The 15,834-nt window shown below is 70.4% G+C and carries 16 protein-coding genes and 1 other RNA gene; 7 read left to right on the forward strand and 10 right to left on the reverse strand.

Features of this window, described 5'->3' with window-relative positions; translation table 11 throughout:
* Positions 1-29: 29 nt before the first annotated feature.
* Together ABNF97_RS12605 and ABNF97_RS12610 are read right to left on the reverse strand one after the other, a co-directional pair.
* On the reverse strand, positions 30-881 hold the full coding sequence (locus ABNF97_RS12605) for a hypothetical protein (protein WP_349338628.1): 852 nt from the start codon (positions 879-881) through the stop codon (positions 30-32).
* 198 nt (positions 882-1,079) lie between these two features.
* Positions 1,080-1,292, reverse strand: a complete 213-nt coding sequence (locus ABNF97_RS12610; RefSeq protein WP_349338629.1) for a hypothetical protein — start codon at positions 1,290-1,292, stop codon at positions 1,080-1,082.
* A gap of 764 nt (positions 1,293-2,056) precedes the next feature.
* Here ABNF97_RS12610 and ABNF97_RS12615 point away from each other — a divergent pair.
* The 3 genes from ABNF97_RS12615 (at position 2,057) to ABNF97_RS12625 (ending at position 4,473) form a co-directional block, all read left to right on the forward strand.
* On the forward strand, positions 2,057-2,860 hold the full coding sequence (locus ABNF97_RS12615; protein ID WP_349338694.1) for a GntR family transcriptional regulator: 804 nt from the start codon (positions 2,057-2,059) through the stop codon (positions 2,858-2,860).
* The gene (locus ABNF97_RS12620) at positions 2,857-3,582 is read left to right on the forward strand and encodes a PP2C family protein-serine/threonine phosphatase (protein WP_349338630.1); all 726 of its coding nucleotides are present in this window, start codon (positions 2,857-2,859) and stop codon (positions 3,580-3,582) included. Before ABNF97_RS12615 ends, ABNF97_RS12620 begins: the two co-directional genes overlap by 4 nt.
* A gap of 420 nt (positions 3,583-4,002) precedes the next feature.
* Entirely contained in the window at positions 4,003-4,473 is a 471-nt protein-coding gene (locus ABNF97_RS12625; protein WP_349338631.1) for a hypothetical protein, read from the forward strand.
* Between the two features lie 391 nt (positions 4,474-4,864).
* Here the strand turns inward: ABNF97_RS12625 and rnpB are convergent.
* Positions 4,865-5,305, reverse strand: an RNA gene (gene rnpB, locus ABNF97_RS12630) — RNase P RNA component class A.
* Between the two features lie 128 nt (positions 5,306-5,433).
* Here rnpB and ABNF97_RS12635 point away from each other — a divergent pair.
* On the forward strand, positions 5,434-6,252 hold the full coding sequence (locus tag ABNF97_RS12635; RefSeq protein WP_349338632.1) for a sulfite exporter TauE/SafE family protein: 819 nt from the start codon (positions 5,434-5,436) through the stop codon (positions 6,250-6,252).
* A gap of 65 nt (positions 6,253-6,317) precedes the next feature.
* Here ABNF97_RS12635 and mctP read toward each other — a convergent pair whose 3' ends face one another.
* Positions 6,318-7,991 carry a monocarboxylate uptake permease MctP gene (gene mctP / locus ABNF97_RS12640; RefSeq protein WP_349338633.1) on the reverse strand — a complete coding sequence of 558 codons (1,674 nt, stop codon included), beginning with the start codon at positions 7,989-7,991 and terminating at the stop codon, positions 6,318-6,320.
* 6 nt (positions 7,992-7,997) lie between these two features.
* Positions 7,998-8,246, reverse strand: a complete 249-nt coding sequence (locus ABNF97_RS12645; protein WP_130460868.1) for a DUF3311 domain-containing protein — start codon at positions 8,244-8,246, stop codon at positions 7,998-8,000.
* A gap of 379 nt (positions 8,247-8,625) precedes the next feature.
* On the opposite strand from ABNF97_RS12645, the gene ABNF97_RS12650 reads away from it, so the two are divergent.
* Positions 8,626-9,504 carry an alpha/beta fold hydrolase gene (locus ABNF97_RS12650; protein WP_349338634.1) on the forward strand — a complete coding sequence of 293 codons (879 nt, stop codon included), beginning with the start codon at positions 8,626-8,628 and terminating at the stop codon, positions 9,502-9,504.
* A 25-nt stretch (positions 9,505-9,529) separates the two neighbouring features.
* Here ABNF97_RS12650 and ABNF97_RS12655 read toward each other — a convergent pair whose 3' ends face one another.
* The 5 genes from ABNF97_RS12655 to ABNF97_RS12675 are packed head-to-tail and all read right to left on the reverse strand — an operon-like array spanning position 9,530 to position 14,272.
* Entirely contained in the window at positions 9,530-10,699 is a 1,170-nt protein-coding gene (locus tag ABNF97_RS12655) for a bifunctional RNase H/acid phosphatase (protein ID WP_349338635.1), read from the reverse strand.
* A gap of 32 nt (positions 10,700-10,731) precedes the next feature.
* On the reverse strand, positions 10,732-11,472 hold the full coding sequence (locus ABNF97_RS12660; RefSeq protein ID WP_130460871.1) for a CT398-like coiled coil hairpin domain-containing protein: 741 nt from the start codon (positions 11,470-11,472) through the stop codon (positions 10,732-10,734).
* On the reverse strand, positions 11,469-12,362 hold the full coding sequence (locus ABNF97_RS12665) for a Nif3-like dinuclear metal center hexameric protein (protein ID WP_349338636.1): 894 nt from the start codon (positions 12,360-12,362) through the stop codon (positions 11,469-11,471). The genes ABNF97_RS12660 and ABNF97_RS12665 overlap by 4 nt, the downstream gene beginning before the upstream one ends.
* Positions 12,363-12,414: 52 nt before the next feature.
* A complete protein-coding gene (locus ABNF97_RS12670) occupies positions 12,415-12,984 on the reverse strand; it encodes a flavoprotein (protein ID WP_349338637.1) in 570 nt (189 codons plus the stop codon).
* A gap of 55 nt (positions 12,985-13,039) precedes the next feature.
* On the reverse strand, positions 13,040-14,272 hold the full coding sequence (locus ABNF97_RS12675) for a helix-turn-helix domain-containing protein (RefSeq protein WP_130460872.1): 1,233 nt from the start codon (positions 14,270-14,272) through the stop codon (positions 13,040-13,042).
* Between the two features lie 237 nt (positions 14,273-14,509).
* Here ABNF97_RS12675 and ABNF97_RS12680 point away from each other — a divergent pair, with 237 nt between their 5' ends.
* Both ABNF97_RS12680 and ABNF97_RS12685 read left to right on the forward strand, forming a co-directional pair.
* Positions 14,510-15,190, forward strand: coding sequence for a bifunctional DNA primase/polymerase (locus ABNF97_RS12680; protein ID WP_130460873.1), 681 nt, complete (start codon positions 14,510-14,512; stop codon positions 15,188-15,190).
* Positions 15,191-15,517: 327 nt separating this feature from the next.
* Positions 15,518-15,772 (forward strand): DUF3040 domain-containing protein, encoded by a 255-nt coding sequence (locus ABNF97_RS12685; protein ID WP_130460874.1) that lies wholly within the window; start codon positions 15,518-15,520, stop codon positions 15,770-15,772.
* The last annotated feature ends 62 nt before the right edge of the window (positions 15,773-15,834 follow it).

Genomic DNA, 15,834 nt, shown 5'->3' on the forward strand with positions numbered 1-15,834 from the left:
GGCGGAGCGCGTGGCTCCGCCGCCCATATTCATCGGATCCTGCGGGAGGCGGGCGTCGAGCCGCGCCCCCGCTGCCCTCCAGGCAGTGCACCCGGCGGGACGATGCCAAACCAGGTACCGACGGCGGCCATCAGGGCGATCACGTAGCCGATCCACCAGCCGAGGATCATCCAGTCGCCGTCCACGACGCCGACCAGGCCCGGTATGACGAGGAGCAGGAACAGGTACGCCAGGGAACCGAAGTCGAGACGGGTCTGCTCCGGCAGCCGATGCGCCTTGCTGAACGGCGTGAGTCGCACCGCCAACGGGCGGCGGCGCAGGGTGAAACTCGCCGGCCAGAGCCGACCGTGGTCACGCACGTCGATCACGGTGACGGCGCCGGGGCCACGACGTACCGTGGCCTGACACGGCCTGGTCAGGTTGCGAAGCCACGGCTCCCAGACGACACGCTGGTGCCAGTACACGCCGTCCGAGCCGCGCCAGGTCAGCCAGACGGCGTACCCCCGAGCCTCGCTGCGCAGCCCGCGGCGGGTACCGATGCCGGTGCGGCCCCGATCGAACGGCACCGGGGACTGCGCGAGATGCGGCGTCACCAGCACGGAGGTGCCGGGTGCACGCGCGGCGAGACACCACTGCACCAGGCGTACGAGCCAGCTGAGCGCCACCAGGGCGCCGGGACCGAAGACGATCAGAACGAAGGCGACGGAGCCGCCATCCGCCGAGTCGGTGACCAGCCTGTAGACCGGAATGTTGCAGATGATCAAGGCGATGACGCTGGTGACGACGACGGCGGGGCCACGACCGCGTCTGCGCTTCGGGGCGGATTCACCAGTGGCGCCGGTGGCTCGCTTGGCGCGGTCGGTGCCGGCCCGTCGGAACATGGCCCCGACGGTAACGATCAGCGGCAACTACAGGATGATCAGTGTGGGAGGCTACGCCGACAACCACCGGGAGCCCACACCCGCCCAAAGTCGAACGGAAACACCGACCACGCCGGTGGTCGTCGGTACGCGATGCGCGTCGACGGCCACCGGATCTCACCGAAGTCGCCAGGCGGCCGGCCGGACATCCCGCAGAACTCACCCCGCCGGTCGGTTACCGCCGTCGTTCCTCGGCAGCGGATCCTGTTGCAACTGCCAGGCGCCGACCGGATGTGGAAGGTGGATGACCTCCCCGAGCACGCGCGCCAACTGCGCGAAGGTGAGCAGCACCGTCGTGGTGGCGGTGTCACGCGTCGCGTCGACCCGCAATAGAGGTGCGTGTCCGCATCCACGGTCCGCGATCAGCTGCACGCTGAGCCAACCGCTGCCTTCCCGGCCGATGGTTGCCGATCGGCTGTGGTGCCTCGGGGCCGTCGGCCGGCAACCTCGACACCACACCGGGCACTGATCGGGCGCAGAGGCTCGCGCCGGCATCCGCTCGCCGCCGGCCTGATCACGTCCGCTCATAGCTGCCTCCCTGCGGCGGCGCAAATCCCGCTTCGGTCAGTAGGCCGTCCAGATGTCGGGCAAGCTGCCACACGTCAACCAACCGGAGGACGGCACCGCCGGCTCCCAGGAACCGGGCAGCAGAGTGGATCCCGAGCATCGGCAGACCTGCCCGCCCGGCGATGAGGTACACAACGACGGTGCCGCCGTCCCGTCGATCTCCGACCGTCCGGACCGACCCTTTGTGCCGAGGTAGCGGCCGTCCCAGCTGCGTCGCGGCAGGCAGCATGAACTCGCACCGCCGAGGCAGACACCATGGCGGGTGCGCCACCTCGGCCCGCTGGGATGCCCCGGTCACCGAGACCACCGCCCATCGGATACCCAGAACTGCTGCCCGAGAGGCGGTAGCGCCCCACACCGCCGCCAGAACGCGTGTCGAACGAGTGGACGGGCACGATCACGAACCATTACGACCTCCTTGCGGGGTGCGGTGAGCGGTGCCAACGGCAGCACCCCTCAGGTACCAGATTGTCTTGGGATAATCTACCACCGATAGTGTGGGGACAATCCAGTCCGTAGGTCAAGGATTATCCCAAGATAATTTAGAAACCGGAGGTCTCACCTTGCCCGTGCACTCGCGGTACCGGGACATCGCAGCCAGAATCCGTGCGCGGATCGAGGCCGGAGAGTGGACGCCCGGCACCCGTCTACCACGGCTGGACGACTTCGCGGCCGAGTACGGAGCCAACCGAGACACCGTCGGCCGGGCGATCGCCGTCCTGGAGACCGAGGGCTACGTGTGGGCGGTCCAAGGCCGAGGAATCTCCGTCCGCTACGGCACGATGCGACCGCGCCGGCCCAGAGGCGACCTGGTCAAGCGCAACAAGCAGGCGACCGGCTACTCGTTTCCCTCGGCGAGCAGCCAGGAGGTGTGGGTCCGACACGGCCCGGCGATCAACGAGCCGGCCCTCCTGGAGGACCCACGCATCGCCAAGCTGCTCGGCGTCGAGCCGGGCACCGAGGTGTTGCGCCGGTTCCGGGTCACGGGACCAGCTTCGGAAGCTCCATTCCAGATCAACGTCTCATGGATCCATCCGCGTGTCGCCGAAATCGTCACCGGCATCGACGCGAACCCCGCAGCCGGTGAGTGGTTGTACCGGATCGAGGCAGCCGGACACTGGCCGCTCAGTTGGATCGAGATCCACCGGGCGCGGATGCCCAGCAAGGACGAAGCCACCCTGCTGGAGATCCCCACCAACCTGCCGGTGCTGGAGATCGTGCGGGTCGGTCGATCAGGTACGGACAACCAGCCGGTCGAAGTCACCGAGTACGTCGTGGCAAGTGACCGCGTCGAAACGGTGCATGTCCTGCATCGGGACGAGAACGCCCGAGATCCCTGGCCCACGGATCCAACGCCGACAGGCGACCTGTGAACTCACCGATCATCCTCGATGCCGCGAGTCGGACGCACGTCGGCTACGTTCGGAGACGCAACGAAGACTCCTGCTTTCAGGGCCGCCATCTGTTCGCGGTCGCCGACGGGCTCGGCGGGCACGTCGCCGGGGACGTCGCCAGCTTCACCGCCATCGAAACGCTGAGAGCGTACGACCGTGCAGTCGGAACAGAGGATCTTGCCGTCGTCATGGGCAGGGCGATCAGCGAGGCGAACGAGACGCTACGCCGGAGGATCCGGGCACAACCCGAGCTGACCGGCATGGCCACCACGCTCGTTGCCCTGCTCTGGTCCGGAACGGACGCGATGTTGGCAAACATCGGTGACTCCCGTGCCTACCTCATGCGCAACCGCAGCGCTCAGCGGCACAGTTTTGTTCAGGTGAGCGACGACCACACGTATCAACAGCTTGTGGCCGACGCCGCTGCGGTGCCAAGCCTGCCAGGGATGCTGACCCGCTTCCTCGATGGCCGGCACGACGGCCGATCTCCCGACCTGACCGCCGTCCAACTCCGTCCGGGAGACCGGATCCTGCTGTGCTCGGACGGCCTGAGTTCGTACGTGCCGCAGGAGCTGATCCGCGACACACTGGGCTCCGGAACGGATCCCGAGGACACGGCCGACCAACTCGTCGTGCTGGCCCTTGAACATGGTGGCCACGACAACGTGACGGTGGTAGTCATCGACGTCTGCGGCCGGTGAGTGCTCGGATCACGGTGACCACGCTGGGCCGCGCCGTATCGCGGCCGGACACGGCCGAGGGAGCCCAACCACTTCAGGGTGTCGGGGCGACCCCTGCTGTCGCTGCCAGCGGTTCCTTCAGCAGGTCGGCGGCGCCCCGTCGAGCGTGACCGGATGGTAGCGATCGGCAGCAACATCAAGATCAGACGCCCTTATGAGCACGGGTGGTCCCCTGAGCAGGTGTCATGGGTTTGCCGAATAGTTCTGTATTGGATCAAGGCGCCGCGCTGCGTGCGGTGCAGGCGCGGTGAACCGCCCGGCGGCAAGCCGCCCCGGCTGCCTGCGGCGCCGGGGCGGAAGGCCACCGACAGCCGGCGGACAACCGCGCCCGTGCCGACAAGTTGGTTGCCGGTCAGCGACAGCACCGACGACCATGACCACATGGACGTGACCGTGCAGCGGATCCGCACGACCTGGAGCAAGCGATCCCGTGGCTTCCCACAGGCAGCCCTCCGCAACGCCGCCCCGACCGCATTCCCCCTACCGGCTGACCCCGCGCCGATGCTCCACGAAGTCGTCATGCGCGAGGAGAACGACTTCGTGCCCGACGTCAGGATCGTTCACGACCTACCGCTACGGCACGAGCTGGGCCTCCGCCTCATGAGGGACGTGCTCCGCGTACAGCTCCCCGCAGGCTTCGGGGTACCGGTCCGAAATCATCGCCCCGTGGTGACGCTCCAGCACGGCGAGTGGGTGCGGTGGCAGATGAACAACCGCTACTCCTCCATGACCGGGATGGCCGACTGGCATTACGTTCTGCATACCGTCAGCATCGGCTTCGGCCCTATGGCACGAGACGCCTTCCTTAGCGAACCGGACTACCACGTCGACGAGCGAGCTTCGCTGCGATAGCCCGTGAGCCTCAGCACCCGATGAGGCCGTGCGGAAGCCAGCGGGATTGCTCGTCGTCGCGGTTGGGGCTTCCGACTGCCGCGCCAGTCCAACCCCGGGACTGGCTTGCCACCGGGTCACCGGGTCGCGGCACCAGCTCTACCGCCAGGGCGTACCCCGAGCCCTCCCCGCGTCGCCGGCCGTCGACGAGCACCAGGCCGCGCAAAGCCCAACAAGGCCACCCACAGCCGAGATCAATTGATCGGGCAGTCAGCGTCTCCCGGGCCGTCTCTGGGCCGTCTGGGCCGTCACCGGGCCGTCAGACGCCGCCCAACGCTGACCAAGGTCAACCAACGACACCAGGCAAAGAAGCAGGTCACAGCCCTGATCAGGACCGTGACCTGGAGTACGACGGACGAGTCGACCTGTACGCCGGATTTTGTGCCCGACACGCACCGTTGCCGATGGTGCCGGCGGCGGTCATCCATCTCGGCCTGCCGTTGCCGACAGGCTCCAGCGGCCTACCCGCAGGCATCGGGCGGGCCGCCCTCGAACGCCTGCGCGGGCCGTTGCCCTTCGGCGATGGCCCTCTCTTGGCCTTGCTCCGGGTGGGGTTTACCGAGCCATCCCGGTCACCCGGGATGCTGGTGGGCTCTTACCCCACCGTTTCACCCTTACCGAACCGGTCGATCCACGCGTTTCCGCGTAAACCACCCGCTCGGCGGTCTGTTTTCTGTGGCACTTTCCCGCGGGTCACCCCGGGTTGCCGTTAGCAACCACCCTGCCCTGTGGAGTCCGGACGTTCCTCGGCGGCGGGCTCGGGGCCCGCCGACGCGACCGCCCGGTCGACTCGTCCGTCGCGTACCAATCGTAGCGATGTTCCCGAAGAGCGATCCACCCGGCCGCTCCCGGGTACGCCCGACCCGGAACCCGGCAGGCCACCGAGAGACAGGAATCAGCGCGGATTAGCCTCGACAGGCTATGGATTTTCCCGAGGCGCTGCTACTGGTCGCTGCCGGGCTCGCCGCGGGCGTGGTCAACGCGGTGGCCGGCGGGGGCTCGCTCATCACCTTTCCGGCCATGATCGCGGTCGGGCTGCCGCCGGTTCCGGCGAACGTGAGCAACTCGATGTCCGTCTGTCCCGGCTATCTGGCCAGCGTGTGGGGCAGTCGGGTCGATCTGCCGGACCGCCGGTGGCTGCTCCGGCTGGTCCCCGGGACCGTGCTGGGCACCGCCGCCGGCTGCGCGTTGCTGCTCTCCACCCCGGCCCGGGCATTCGAGGTGACCGTACCGTTCCTGGTGCTCGGTGCGACCGCCGTGCTGGCGTTCCAGGACCAGCTTCGCCGCCTCGTCGGACGGCGCGGCGGGCAACCCACCACGACCGGCGCCGGCGCCGGCACCGGCACATCCGGCCGGACGATGGTGCGGAGCGGCTCCCGGCAGAGTGTCGCGCTGCACACCATGGTGGTGGTCGGCGCGGTCTACGGCGGATACTTCGGCGCCGCGCTCGGGGTCATGCTGGTGGCCGGGCTGGCGCTGGTGCTGGACGAGTCGCTGGTCCGGATCAGCGCGATCAAGAATCTGCTCTCCGCGGTGGTCGGGCTGACCACGATCGTCGCCTTCGCCGCGTTCGGTCCGGTGAACTGGGCCGCCGTCGCGGTGGTCGCCCCCGCGACCGTCGTCGGGGGGTACGCGGGCGCGCGGCTCGTCCGCCGGATGCGGCCCGAGATACTCAAGGCCGTGATCGTGCTCTTCGGTGCGGTGATCGGCCTGCTGCTGCTCTACCGCTCCTGGCGTTGACCCCGACGCCGGCACCGGCCACCCCGATGGCAGGTGGCCGGATGCCGGCGCTTGTGGCGGACCGGTCAGACCTTCGGCGAGGGTTCGACCGCCTCGCCGGCCACCTCGGCCGACTCCCTCGGGCTGGGTAGGAGCCGCGGATCGCCCTGGTCGGCGAAGTAGTCGTCCTGTTCGGTCCCGTCGACCCCGGCGGGGACCCTGGCGGCCCGGAGCACCAGCGTGACGATCACCGCGACCAGCAGGTTGACCACGACGGCGACCAGGCCGACGTAGATGGTCTTGGCTGAGCCGTCGAAGCCGAGCTTCTCCAGCGGGAACGCGGACCCGCCGAAGTGTGCCCGCTTGGTCGCCGGGTTCGGGATCTGGTAGAGCATCCACATCCCGAGGCCCATCCCGGCCACCCAGCCGGCGACCAGCGCGCCCCGGTGGAACCACCGGGTGTAGAGGCCGAGGGCGACCGCCGGCAGCGTCTGCAGGATGATGACCCCGCCGATGAGTTGGAGGTCGATCGAGAACTGCGGGTCGAGGAAGACGATGCAGGCGACCGCACCGATCTTCACCACCAACGATGTGATCTTGGAGACGTTCGCCTCCTGGGCCGCGGTGGCGTCCTTGCGCAGGTACTCCTTGTAGATGTTCCGGGTGAAGAGGTTGGCCGCCGCGATCGACATGATGGCGGCCGGCACCAGCGCGCCGATCCCGATCGCGGCGAACGCGATCCCGGCGAACCAGCTCGGGAACTGCTGCTCGAACAGCAGCGGTACCACGGTGTTGTTGTCCACGGTGCCCTCGGTCGCGCCCGGCAGCGGGGTCACCTCGGCGGCGATGGCGGCGTACCCGAGCAGGGCGATCAGACCCAGCAGCAGGCTGTACGCCGGGAGCGCCGACATGTTCCGCTTGATCACGTCCCGGCTCCGGCTGGCAAGTACGCCGGTGAGGCTGTGCGGGTAGAGGAAGAGCGCCAGCGCCGAGCCGAGGGCCAGGGTGATGTACTGCAACTGGTTGTTGGCATTGAGCGTGATGCCGTCGTTCGGTGACGGGCTGGCGTCGAACTTCGCCTCCGCCGCGTCGAAGATGCTCCCCCAGCCACCCAGCTTGTACGGCAGGTAGACGATCGCCACCAGGATCACGATGTAGATCAGCGAGTCCTTGACGAAGGCGATCAGCGCCGGCGCCCGTAGCCCGGACTGGTAGGTGTAGGCGGCCAGGATGGCGAAGGCGATGATGATCGGCAGGTGCCGGGCGACCGTGCTCTCCCCGCTGACCCCCATCGTCTTGAGTACCGCCTCGATGCCGACCAGCTGGAGCGCGATGTAGGGCATCGTCGCGACGATCCCGGTGATCGCGATGATCAGTGCCAGGGTCGGCGAGTCGAACCGCTTCCGGACGAAGTCGGCCGGGGTGACGAAGCCGTGCCGGTGCGACACCGACCAGAGCCGGACCAGCACCAGGAAGACCAGCGGATAGATGATGATCGTGTACGGCACCGCGAAGAACCCGGCCGCGCCGGCCCCGAAGAGCAGCGCCGGCACGGCCACGAAGGTGTACGCGGTGTAGAGGTCGCCGCCGACCAGGAACCAGGTGATCCAGCCGCCGAAACTGCGCCCGCCCAGGCCCCACTCGTCCAGGTGCGCCATGTCGTTCGGTGCCCGCCACCGGGCGGCGACGAAGCCCATCCCGCTGACCAGCAGGAACAGCAGGGTGAAGATGACGATCTCAGTGAGATGGTCCCGCCACATCACCGGTCACCCCCGCTTCTTGGTCATCTGGTAGACCAGGGTCGTGGTGCCGACCCCGAGCAGGATGAACACCAGTTGGAGCCAGTAGAAGACCGGGAAGCCGAACAGCCGGGGCGAGTCGGCGTTGAACAACGGCGTGATCAGCGGCACGACGATCGGCAGGAAGAGCAGCCAGTTCCACGGACTGTGGTCCTTCGCCCGGGCCTTCGCCACCACCTCGCCGGCCGGCGCCGCCGGCGTCTCAGGGTCGCTCATGCCGGCACTCCTCTCGCTCCGTACCGTCCTGAGGCAGATCGGCGCCGTGTTCGAAGATTCGCTCGCTACGCTCGCTCATGCCGTCTCCTCGCTGCGCTGCGGCCTGGTGGCCCGCCCGGTTGACTCTTCCGATGACGCATCGGCGTTGACCTGGATGACGTGTCGGCGTTGACCTATATGTGACGCCGGAGGTTAGGGCAGAGTGACGGTGGTCACCTCGGCGACATCGGCCCGCTGCGCCAAACGGCGACCACGGTGCGCCGAATGGTGATCAACGGCCAGAATAGGGTCACCCCAAACGGTCCTATCGGGGCAAAGAAAACATCGAAGCATGGCGATTGCTCTTGATCGGCGATCGACCGGTTGCCATGCTGACCGGGTGCCGCGATTTCCCTCGTACGACAGCACCGCACTCGCTTACCACGTGCTGGGGTCCGGACCGCCGATCGTCTGCCTGCCCGGCGGGCCGGCCCGGGCGACGAGCTACCTCGGCGACCTTGGTGGACTGAGCCGGGATCGCACCCTGCTCATGCTCGACCTGCGCGGCAGCGGCGAGTCGGCGGTCCCCGAGGACCCGGCGAGCTACCGGTGCGACCGGCTGGTCGACGACATCGAGGCGTTCCGGGTCCACCTCGGACTGGACCGGATGGATCTGCTCGCCCACTCGGCCGCCGGCAACCTCGCGGAACTCTACGCGGCCCGGCATCCGCACCGGATCTCCCGGCTGCTGCTCGTCACCCCGGGGCTGCGTGCGGTCGGGGTGGAGACACTCGGCTTCGCCGAGGCGGTCACCGCCCGCTCCGCGCAGTGGTGGTACCCGGAGGCGAAGGCCGCGATGGACGCCTGGCAGGAGGCGGCGGGGCGGGGCGCCGGGCCGGACGAGGTGAATTCGCTGCGCATCGGTGCCGCGCCGTTCGGGTACGGGCGGTGGGACGAGCGGGCCCGGGCACACGCCGAGGCCGAACCGGAGGAACGGCCGGACGCGCCGTCCGCCGGGTTCTACCAGGACTTCGCCCCGGATACCGCCGCGGTCCGCACCGCACTGGCCCGACTCGACGCCCCGGTGCTGGTCGTGGCCGGCGAACTCGATCCGGCGCCCACCCCGGAGGCGGCCCGGGCGCTCGCCGCGCTCTTCCCGAACGCCGAAACCGTGGTGCAGGACGGCGCCAGTCACTTTCCCTGGCTCGACGATCCGCCCCGGTTCGTCAAGAACCTGCTCACGTTCCTCACCGACGAACCCTCGCCCCGGAAGTGTTAGGCAGGACCCCGCCCCTACAAGATCCTCACAGGTGGGCGGTGTCGTTGACGGTGCGTACCGCCATTCCGCCGTCGGGCCAGATGTCCAACAGGGACAGGCCGGCCGGGTCCAGGTAGAGCCGGTGCAGGAACGCGTCGGTCGCGGCCAGCGCGTCACGGAGCGCGATCTTCACCGGCGAGACGTGCGAGACCACCACCACGGTCTCCCCCGGGTAGTCGGCCAGCAGCTTGGCCATCGCCCGGCCGACCCGGACGCCGACGTCGACGAAGGACTCCCCGCCGGGCGGAGCCACGGCCGGCGAGGCCAGCCAGGCGTCCAGTTCGGCGGGCCAGCCTTCGCGTACCTCGGCGAAGGTACGCCCCTCCCACTCGCCGAAGTCACACTCGATCAGATCCGGCTCGACCACCACCGGCACCCCGCCGAGCCCACCCGCGATGATGCCGGCCATCGCCGTACACCGGGACAGGGGCGAGCTGACCACGGCCGCGACCGTGTCGACCAGCCCGGCCACCCGGCGGGCCGTCGCACCCGCCTGGACCAGGCCCCGGTCGGAGAGCGGCACGTCACCCCGGCCGGAGTAGCGGCCCTTCGCGGTGTACTCCGTCTCGCCGTGCCGGAGCAGCAGCAGCCGGGTGGCGGTCTCGGCCGGACGCGGTTCCCAGGAACTCTTCGCGGTCGACCCCTGCGCGGCGACCTCGTGCGCCTGCGCCCGCCCGGACGCATCGGCCGGCGTCGCGGCCTCCGCCTCGGCCGCGCTGTCCGGGGCGACCTCCGGCGCCTTGCCGGCGGCCAGATCCATCGCCGCGTTCGCCAGCGCGTCCGCGTGCCGGTTGCGCTCCCGGGGAATCCAGGTGTACGTCACCGAGTCGAACTTCCGGACCAGCCCGGCCGCCTGGGCGGCGAGCGGACGCAGGCCCGGATGCTTGATCTGCCAGCGGCCCGCCATCTGCTCGACCACCAGCTTGGAGTCCATCCGCACCTCGACCCCGGTCGCCCCGGACGCGCGGGCGGCCTCCAACCCGGCGATCAGGCCACGGTATTCCGCGACGTTGTTGGTGGCGACCCCGATCGACTCGGAGCGCTCGGCGAGCACCTCGCCGCTGCCGGCGTCCCGGACCACCGCGCCGTAACCGGCCGGCCCCGGATTGCCCCGGGCACCGCCGTCCGCCTCCACCACGACCTTACGACCCGGCACGGGTCCACCTCCCGATCCCGTCACCGACGCCGTCACAGCCCGGACTCGGCGGTACGCACCATGATGCGCCGGCACTCCTCGCAGCGCACCACCTCGTCGGGAGCGGCGGCCTTGATCCGGCCCCGGTCCGCGCCGTAGAGCTCCAGCCGGCAGCCGCCACAGCGCCCACCAGCGACCAGGGCCGCACCGAGCCCGCCCGACGCCTCCCGGATCTTGTCGTAGAGCGCCACCAGGTCGGCCGGGAGGTCGGCCGCGAGTGGCTGCCGCGAGCCGACCTTGAACTCCTCCTCCTTGCCGATCTCGGCAAGGGCCCGGTCGCGCCGCTGCTCGGTCTCCGCACGCCGCTCCCGGGCCGCCGCCAGCCGCTGCTCGATCCCGTCGAGTACGCCCTGCGCGGTCTCCCGCTGCTCCATCAGCTCCAGCTCGGCGTCCTCCAGCTCGGTCTGCCGCCGGTTGAGGGAGGCAAGCTCGTGCTGCAGCGCCTCCAGTTCGCGGGCCGGCCCCGAGCCGACGGTCAGCCGGGCCTCGTTGCGGTCCTTGCGGATCCGCACCTGCTCGACGTCCCGCTCCAACCGGGCGATGTCCCGGTCCAGGTCGTCCACTGCCACCTGGGCGCGGACCCGCTCGTCCTCCAGCGCGGACAGCTCCCGGGCCAGCGTCTCCAGCTCGGCGTGCTCCGGCAGCGTACGGCGCCGGTGCGCGAGCTGGGCGAGCCCGGTGTCGATCGCCTGCAGGTCGAGCAGGCGACGCTGGTCTTTCGGGTCGGCCTTCATCGGGGGGACTCCTTCTCCACGAGGGATGCGGGGGGTAGCACGGGTGGTACGGGAGACGCCGCCTGCACCGTCCACGGATCGGTGTCCAGATCGGACACCAGGGTCTCCACGCCCAGTCGCTCGCGCAGGTGTGCGGCCAGGTCGTCCAGCCAGGGCCGCTCGGTCGCCCAGTGCGCGGCGTCCAGCAGAGCCGGCCCCTCCTCGGCCTGGTACTCGCTGACCGGATGGTGCCGCAGGTCGGCGGTGAGGAAGGCGTCGACGCCGGCCCGGAGGGCGTCGGCGAGGAAGGAGTCACCGGCCCCGCCGCTGACCGCCACGGTCGAGATCGTCCGCCCGGGGTCACCGGCGGCGCGTACGCCCCAGGCGGTGGGCGGGAGCACCCGGGCCGCGTGGCCGGTGAACTCGGCCAGCGTCGCCGGCTGCGGCAGCCGGCCGATCCGCCCGAAGCCGCGCCCCGCCCCGGTGGCCGGACCGGCGGGGTCGGCCGGGCGCAGCGGGCGCAGGTCGGTCAGGCCGAGCCGGACGGCGAGCGCGTCGGAGACCCCTGGGTTGGCGATGTCGGCGTTGGTGTGCGCCACGTACAGGGCCACGTCGTTGCGGATCAACTGGTGCACAACCCGGCCCTTGTACGTCGTCGCGGCCACCGACGAGACCCCGCGCAGCAGCAGCGGATGGTGCGCCACGATCAGGTCGGCACCGTAGCCGAGCGCCTCGGCGACGGTCTCCGGCACCACGTCCACCACGCAGCAGACCCGGCGTACCGGCGCGGACGGCTCACCGACCACCAGTCCCACCCGGTCCCACCCCTCGGCCCAGGCCGGCGGGTAACGCTGGTCGAGCGCGGCCACGACGTCGGCGACACTGACCGCCTGAGCTCCGGATGCATCCACGGCGGCCCAGCTTACCGGCGCCGGCCCGGCCCGTCGGCGGGTCCGCCCCGGTTCAGCCGCGCTGGCCGCTGACCGAGAGCCTGGCCCGCAGCGCCGTCACCGCCATCTCCCAGGGAAACCTCTCCAGGTAGCGCTCCCCGGTGCCGGGTGCGTGCAGCGGCATGACGTGGTCGCCGAAGAGCACCGTGACGTGCCAGTCCCGCAGCCGGGCGAGGCTGGTCAGGAAGGCCGGATGGGCCGCCATCGCGGCGTTGGTGAACGGCATCGCCACGATCGGCAGCCCCTTGCCGAGCCCCTCGACCAGCAGACCGAGGGCGAGGGTGTCCGCTATCCCGGCGGCCCACTTGTTGATCGTGTTCACCGTCGCCGGAGAGACGATCATCGCGTCCGCGTCGGGAAGTACGTCCGGATCGCCGGGGTTCTTGTACGTCGACCGCACCGGATGCCCGGTCTGCCGGCGCAGCGCCGGTACGTCGGCGAACTTCGTCCCGTCCGGGGTCAACACCACGCAGACGTCCCAGCCGTCGCGCTGCGCGCAGGTGACCAGCCGACCGACGTGCCGGGTCAGCGGCGAGCCGCAGGCGAGCACGTACAGCACCCGGGACCCGCTCGACTCCGTCACCGGACGACCTCCGGCACCGCCCGGGTGGCTGGGGCAAGCCCGGGGACCGGCCGCGTCATATCGCTACTCCCATCTGCTCAGCCAACTCCGCAATCGCGGCGGGCGGCGCACCCCGTGTGCGACGCAGCACGTTTGACATCACCTCGTGCGCGATCGGCCGGCACCTGATCTCGGACGGGGCCAGCCGGTCGCCGTCGACCAGCGCCTCGCCCGCCCGGTCCAGGTCGCCGATCTGGGCGAACCCGCGGGCCAGGTCCAGCATGTGGTGTGCCCGCCGCTCCGGCAGCAGCGTGTTGAAGCCCTCCCGCCGCATGATCCGCCGCTCGTGGGTCTGCACCGCGTTCCCGCCCTCGCCCAGCTCCACCGCCGCCGCCGCGCGGTGCAGCTCCAGGTTGGTCGGGCCGAAGCTGGTCCAGTAGTGGTTATGGTCGCCGCCCAGCCGGTCCGCCGCGCCCTCCGCCTCGTAGATCAGGTCCTTGACCGTGTTGTTGTCGCCCATCCGGGCCGCCGCCATCGCCCCCTGCAACAGCAGCATCCCGTAGACGGAGAGCCGCTCCGGCCCTGCGTCGTTGCCACCGCCGGGCGCCAGGCGGTTGGCGACGCTCACGTTCACCTCCAGCGCCGGCCGGGCCCGGCCGAGCGCCAGCAGGGCGTTGCCGACCCGGTAGGTGGCCACCCCGGCCAGCAGCGGATCGCCGGCCCGCTGTGAGACCGCCATCGACCGGTCGGCGGCGAGCCAGGCCAGCTCGTACTCGCCGAGCTTGCGCAGCGCCGACGAGGCGATCTGGTACACCTGCCCGAGCAGGTGGGCCGCCTTGGGGCCGTCGTCGCCGCCGGCCACGCTGTCCAGCGCCTGTGCGTCCCGGAGCAGCTTCGGCAGCGCCCGGGTCAACACGCCGTACCGGGCGTACTGGAACGTCAGCCAGGCGTGGTTCACCGACTTGGTCATCTCGGCCAACGAGGGCGGCTGCGGATTCGTGGTGAGGAACGAACTCATCGAGTCGTACCGCTCCAGGGCGGAGCGGATCTCGTCGACCTCCACCTCGTCGATGCAGGTGAGCCCGTCGGCCCGACGTTCCGGCGCCTTGCCGAGCAGGAGTTGGGCATCGAGTTGGAGTACGTCGGCGATCTCGTAGAGCACCGAGAACTTGTCCAGGCGGCGTACGCCTCGTTCGACCTTGTCCACCCAGCTCTTCGACTTTCCGAGCCGATCGGCGAAGACCTGTTGCGACATTTTGCGGCGACCGCGCCAGTAGGCGACGCGACGCCCGATCGGCAGTTCGTCCACGTCCGGCCCTCCCTTCTGCGTCGGCGGTCCGGTAGGGGGCCCGCGCCGGTACGAAAACGGGGTGCGACTCACATCTGCGCTGGTCGCACAGCATGTACGTCACTCCGGAGACGGCCGCTCGTAGCTTTCGATGCAACTTGCGGCTGTCTGCCCGGACAAACGACCGCGTCAGACGCCAGTGACGGGCTTCGACCTGCATAACTGGCCGAGATCAATAAATGTAGGGGGTTCACGAAAATGTGGGAGAAGGTCCGTCCGCGTTCGGTCCGTTTCGCCCAACTCGACCGGGTCCGGCTGCGCCGGATCGCGGTCCGCTATGCCAGCCACGGCTGGCAGGTCACCCCCGGCGCGTGTCTGGCCCGGCACCGTTTCGTCTGTGGCCGGGCCGGCTGTCCGACCACCGGTTGCCATCCGGCGCTGGAGCATTGGGAGCAGAACGCCACCGCCGACCCGGCCCGGGTCGCCACCTGGTGGCGGCTCCGCCCGCACTCGATCCTGCTCGCCACCGGCCGCGCCTTCGACGTCCTGGAGGTCCCCGCCTACCTGGGCCGGTTCGCGCTGGAGCAGGCCCGGCCGCGGCTGTTCGGCGCCGTCTCCAACCAGGTCCGCGGGCCGGTCGCGGTCACACCGGGCGGCCGGTGGATGTTCCTGGTACGCCCCGGCGAGCCGCTCCGGCCCGAACTGGAACACAACCTCTACGTGGTCCGGCACGGCTCCGGCTCGTGGATTCCTGCCCCGCCGACCCGGCTGCCGGAGGGGACGGTGCGCTGGCTGGTGTCCCCGGAGGAGACCTGCTGGCGCCTGGCCGACCCGTACGGCGTCCAGGAGCTGATCGTCGAGGCGTTGGAGGCGGTCGCTCCGGCGCTGCCCGAGCCGCTCTTCCCGGCCCACCTGCCCGCCCCCCGCCGGGGCTACTGAGGGCACCGGATCGTCGGTCGCCGCCGGCGTCTCGGCGGGAATCGCCGGGTTTCCGCTTAGCCTGGGCCGGAATCGTCGGTTCCCGCCGCGTCTGCCCCGGAGTGGCCGGTTCCCGCTCCGGATGCCTTCCGGGTGTCTCCCGGGCACCGTCGCCCGTGCTGGGCGGTCACGTCGGGCCCGGCCCGCGCGGGCTCGCGCCGGCCGGGCCGGTGCGACGCGCCTGGCCGGCGACCGGGCTGGTAGCAGGGGTACGAGGAGCGTGAGAGCGGCCCCGGACCGGGTAATCCGGCGCCGGACTGGTTGACGCCTGAGGAAAGGGCCCACGCCATGCTCAGCAAAGAGGATCAGCGCCGATTCGACGAGATCACGCACCAGCTCCGGATAAGCGATCCCGAGTTCGTCGCCCGGTTGAGCGACCGGGGCAAACTGCGGCGCGCTCGGCTGATACTCGTGTTGACCTTCGTACTCTGGGCCACCGTGCCGGCCCTGGTCGTGCTCGGCGGCTGGCTCGCCGTCGCTATCGCCCCGGCGGTCCTGGTCGCGGCCACCCTGATGATGTGGCAGGCCCGGCGGATCCGGTGAGCTCGGGCGAGGGCAGCGCAGTCGTCGCCGAACCGGACACGGCAGGCAACACGGCAGGCAAC

The organism is Plantactinospora sp. B6F1, from assembly GCF_040120695.1.
In the GTDB taxonomy this organism is placed as follows: Bacteria; Actinomycetota; Actinomycetes; order Mycobacteriales; family Micromonosporaceae; genus Plantactinospora.

Bases quoted from the DNA above. Each gene is read 5' to 3' on its own strand.
- mctP (WP_349338633.1), bottom strand. From the start codon at position 7,991: ATGTGGCGGGACCATCTCACTGAGATCGTCATCTTCACCCTGCTGTTC.
- ABNF97_RS12645 (WP_130460868.1), bottom strand. From the start codon at position 8,246: ATGAGCGACCCTGAGACGCCGGCGGCGCCGGCCGGCGAGGTGGTGGCG.
- ABNF97_RS12685 (WP_130460874.1), top strand. From the start codon at position 15,518: ATGCTCAGCAAAGAGGATCAGCGCCGATTCGACGAGATCACGCACCAG.
- ABNF97_RS12660 (WP_130460871.1), bottom strand. From the start codon at position 11,472: ATGAAGGCCGACCCGAAAGACCAGCGTCGCCTGCTCGACCTGCAGGCG.
- ABNF97_RS12680 (WP_130460873.1), top strand. From the start codon at position 14,510: ATGTGGGAGAAGGTCCGTCCGCGTTCGGTCCGTTTCGCCCAACTCGAC.
- ABNF97_RS12635 (WP_349338632.1), top strand. From the start codon at position 5,434: ATGGATTTTCCCGAGGCGCTGCTACTGGTCGCTGCCGGGCTCGCCGCG.
- ABNF97_RS12625 (WP_349338631.1), top strand. From the start codon at position 4,003: ATGGACGTGACCGTGCAGCGGATCCGCACGACCTGGAGCAAGCGATCC.
- ABNF97_RS12605 (WP_349338628.1), bottom strand. From the start codon at position 881: ATGTTCCGACGGGCCGGCACCGACCGCGCCAAGCGAGCCACCGGCGCC.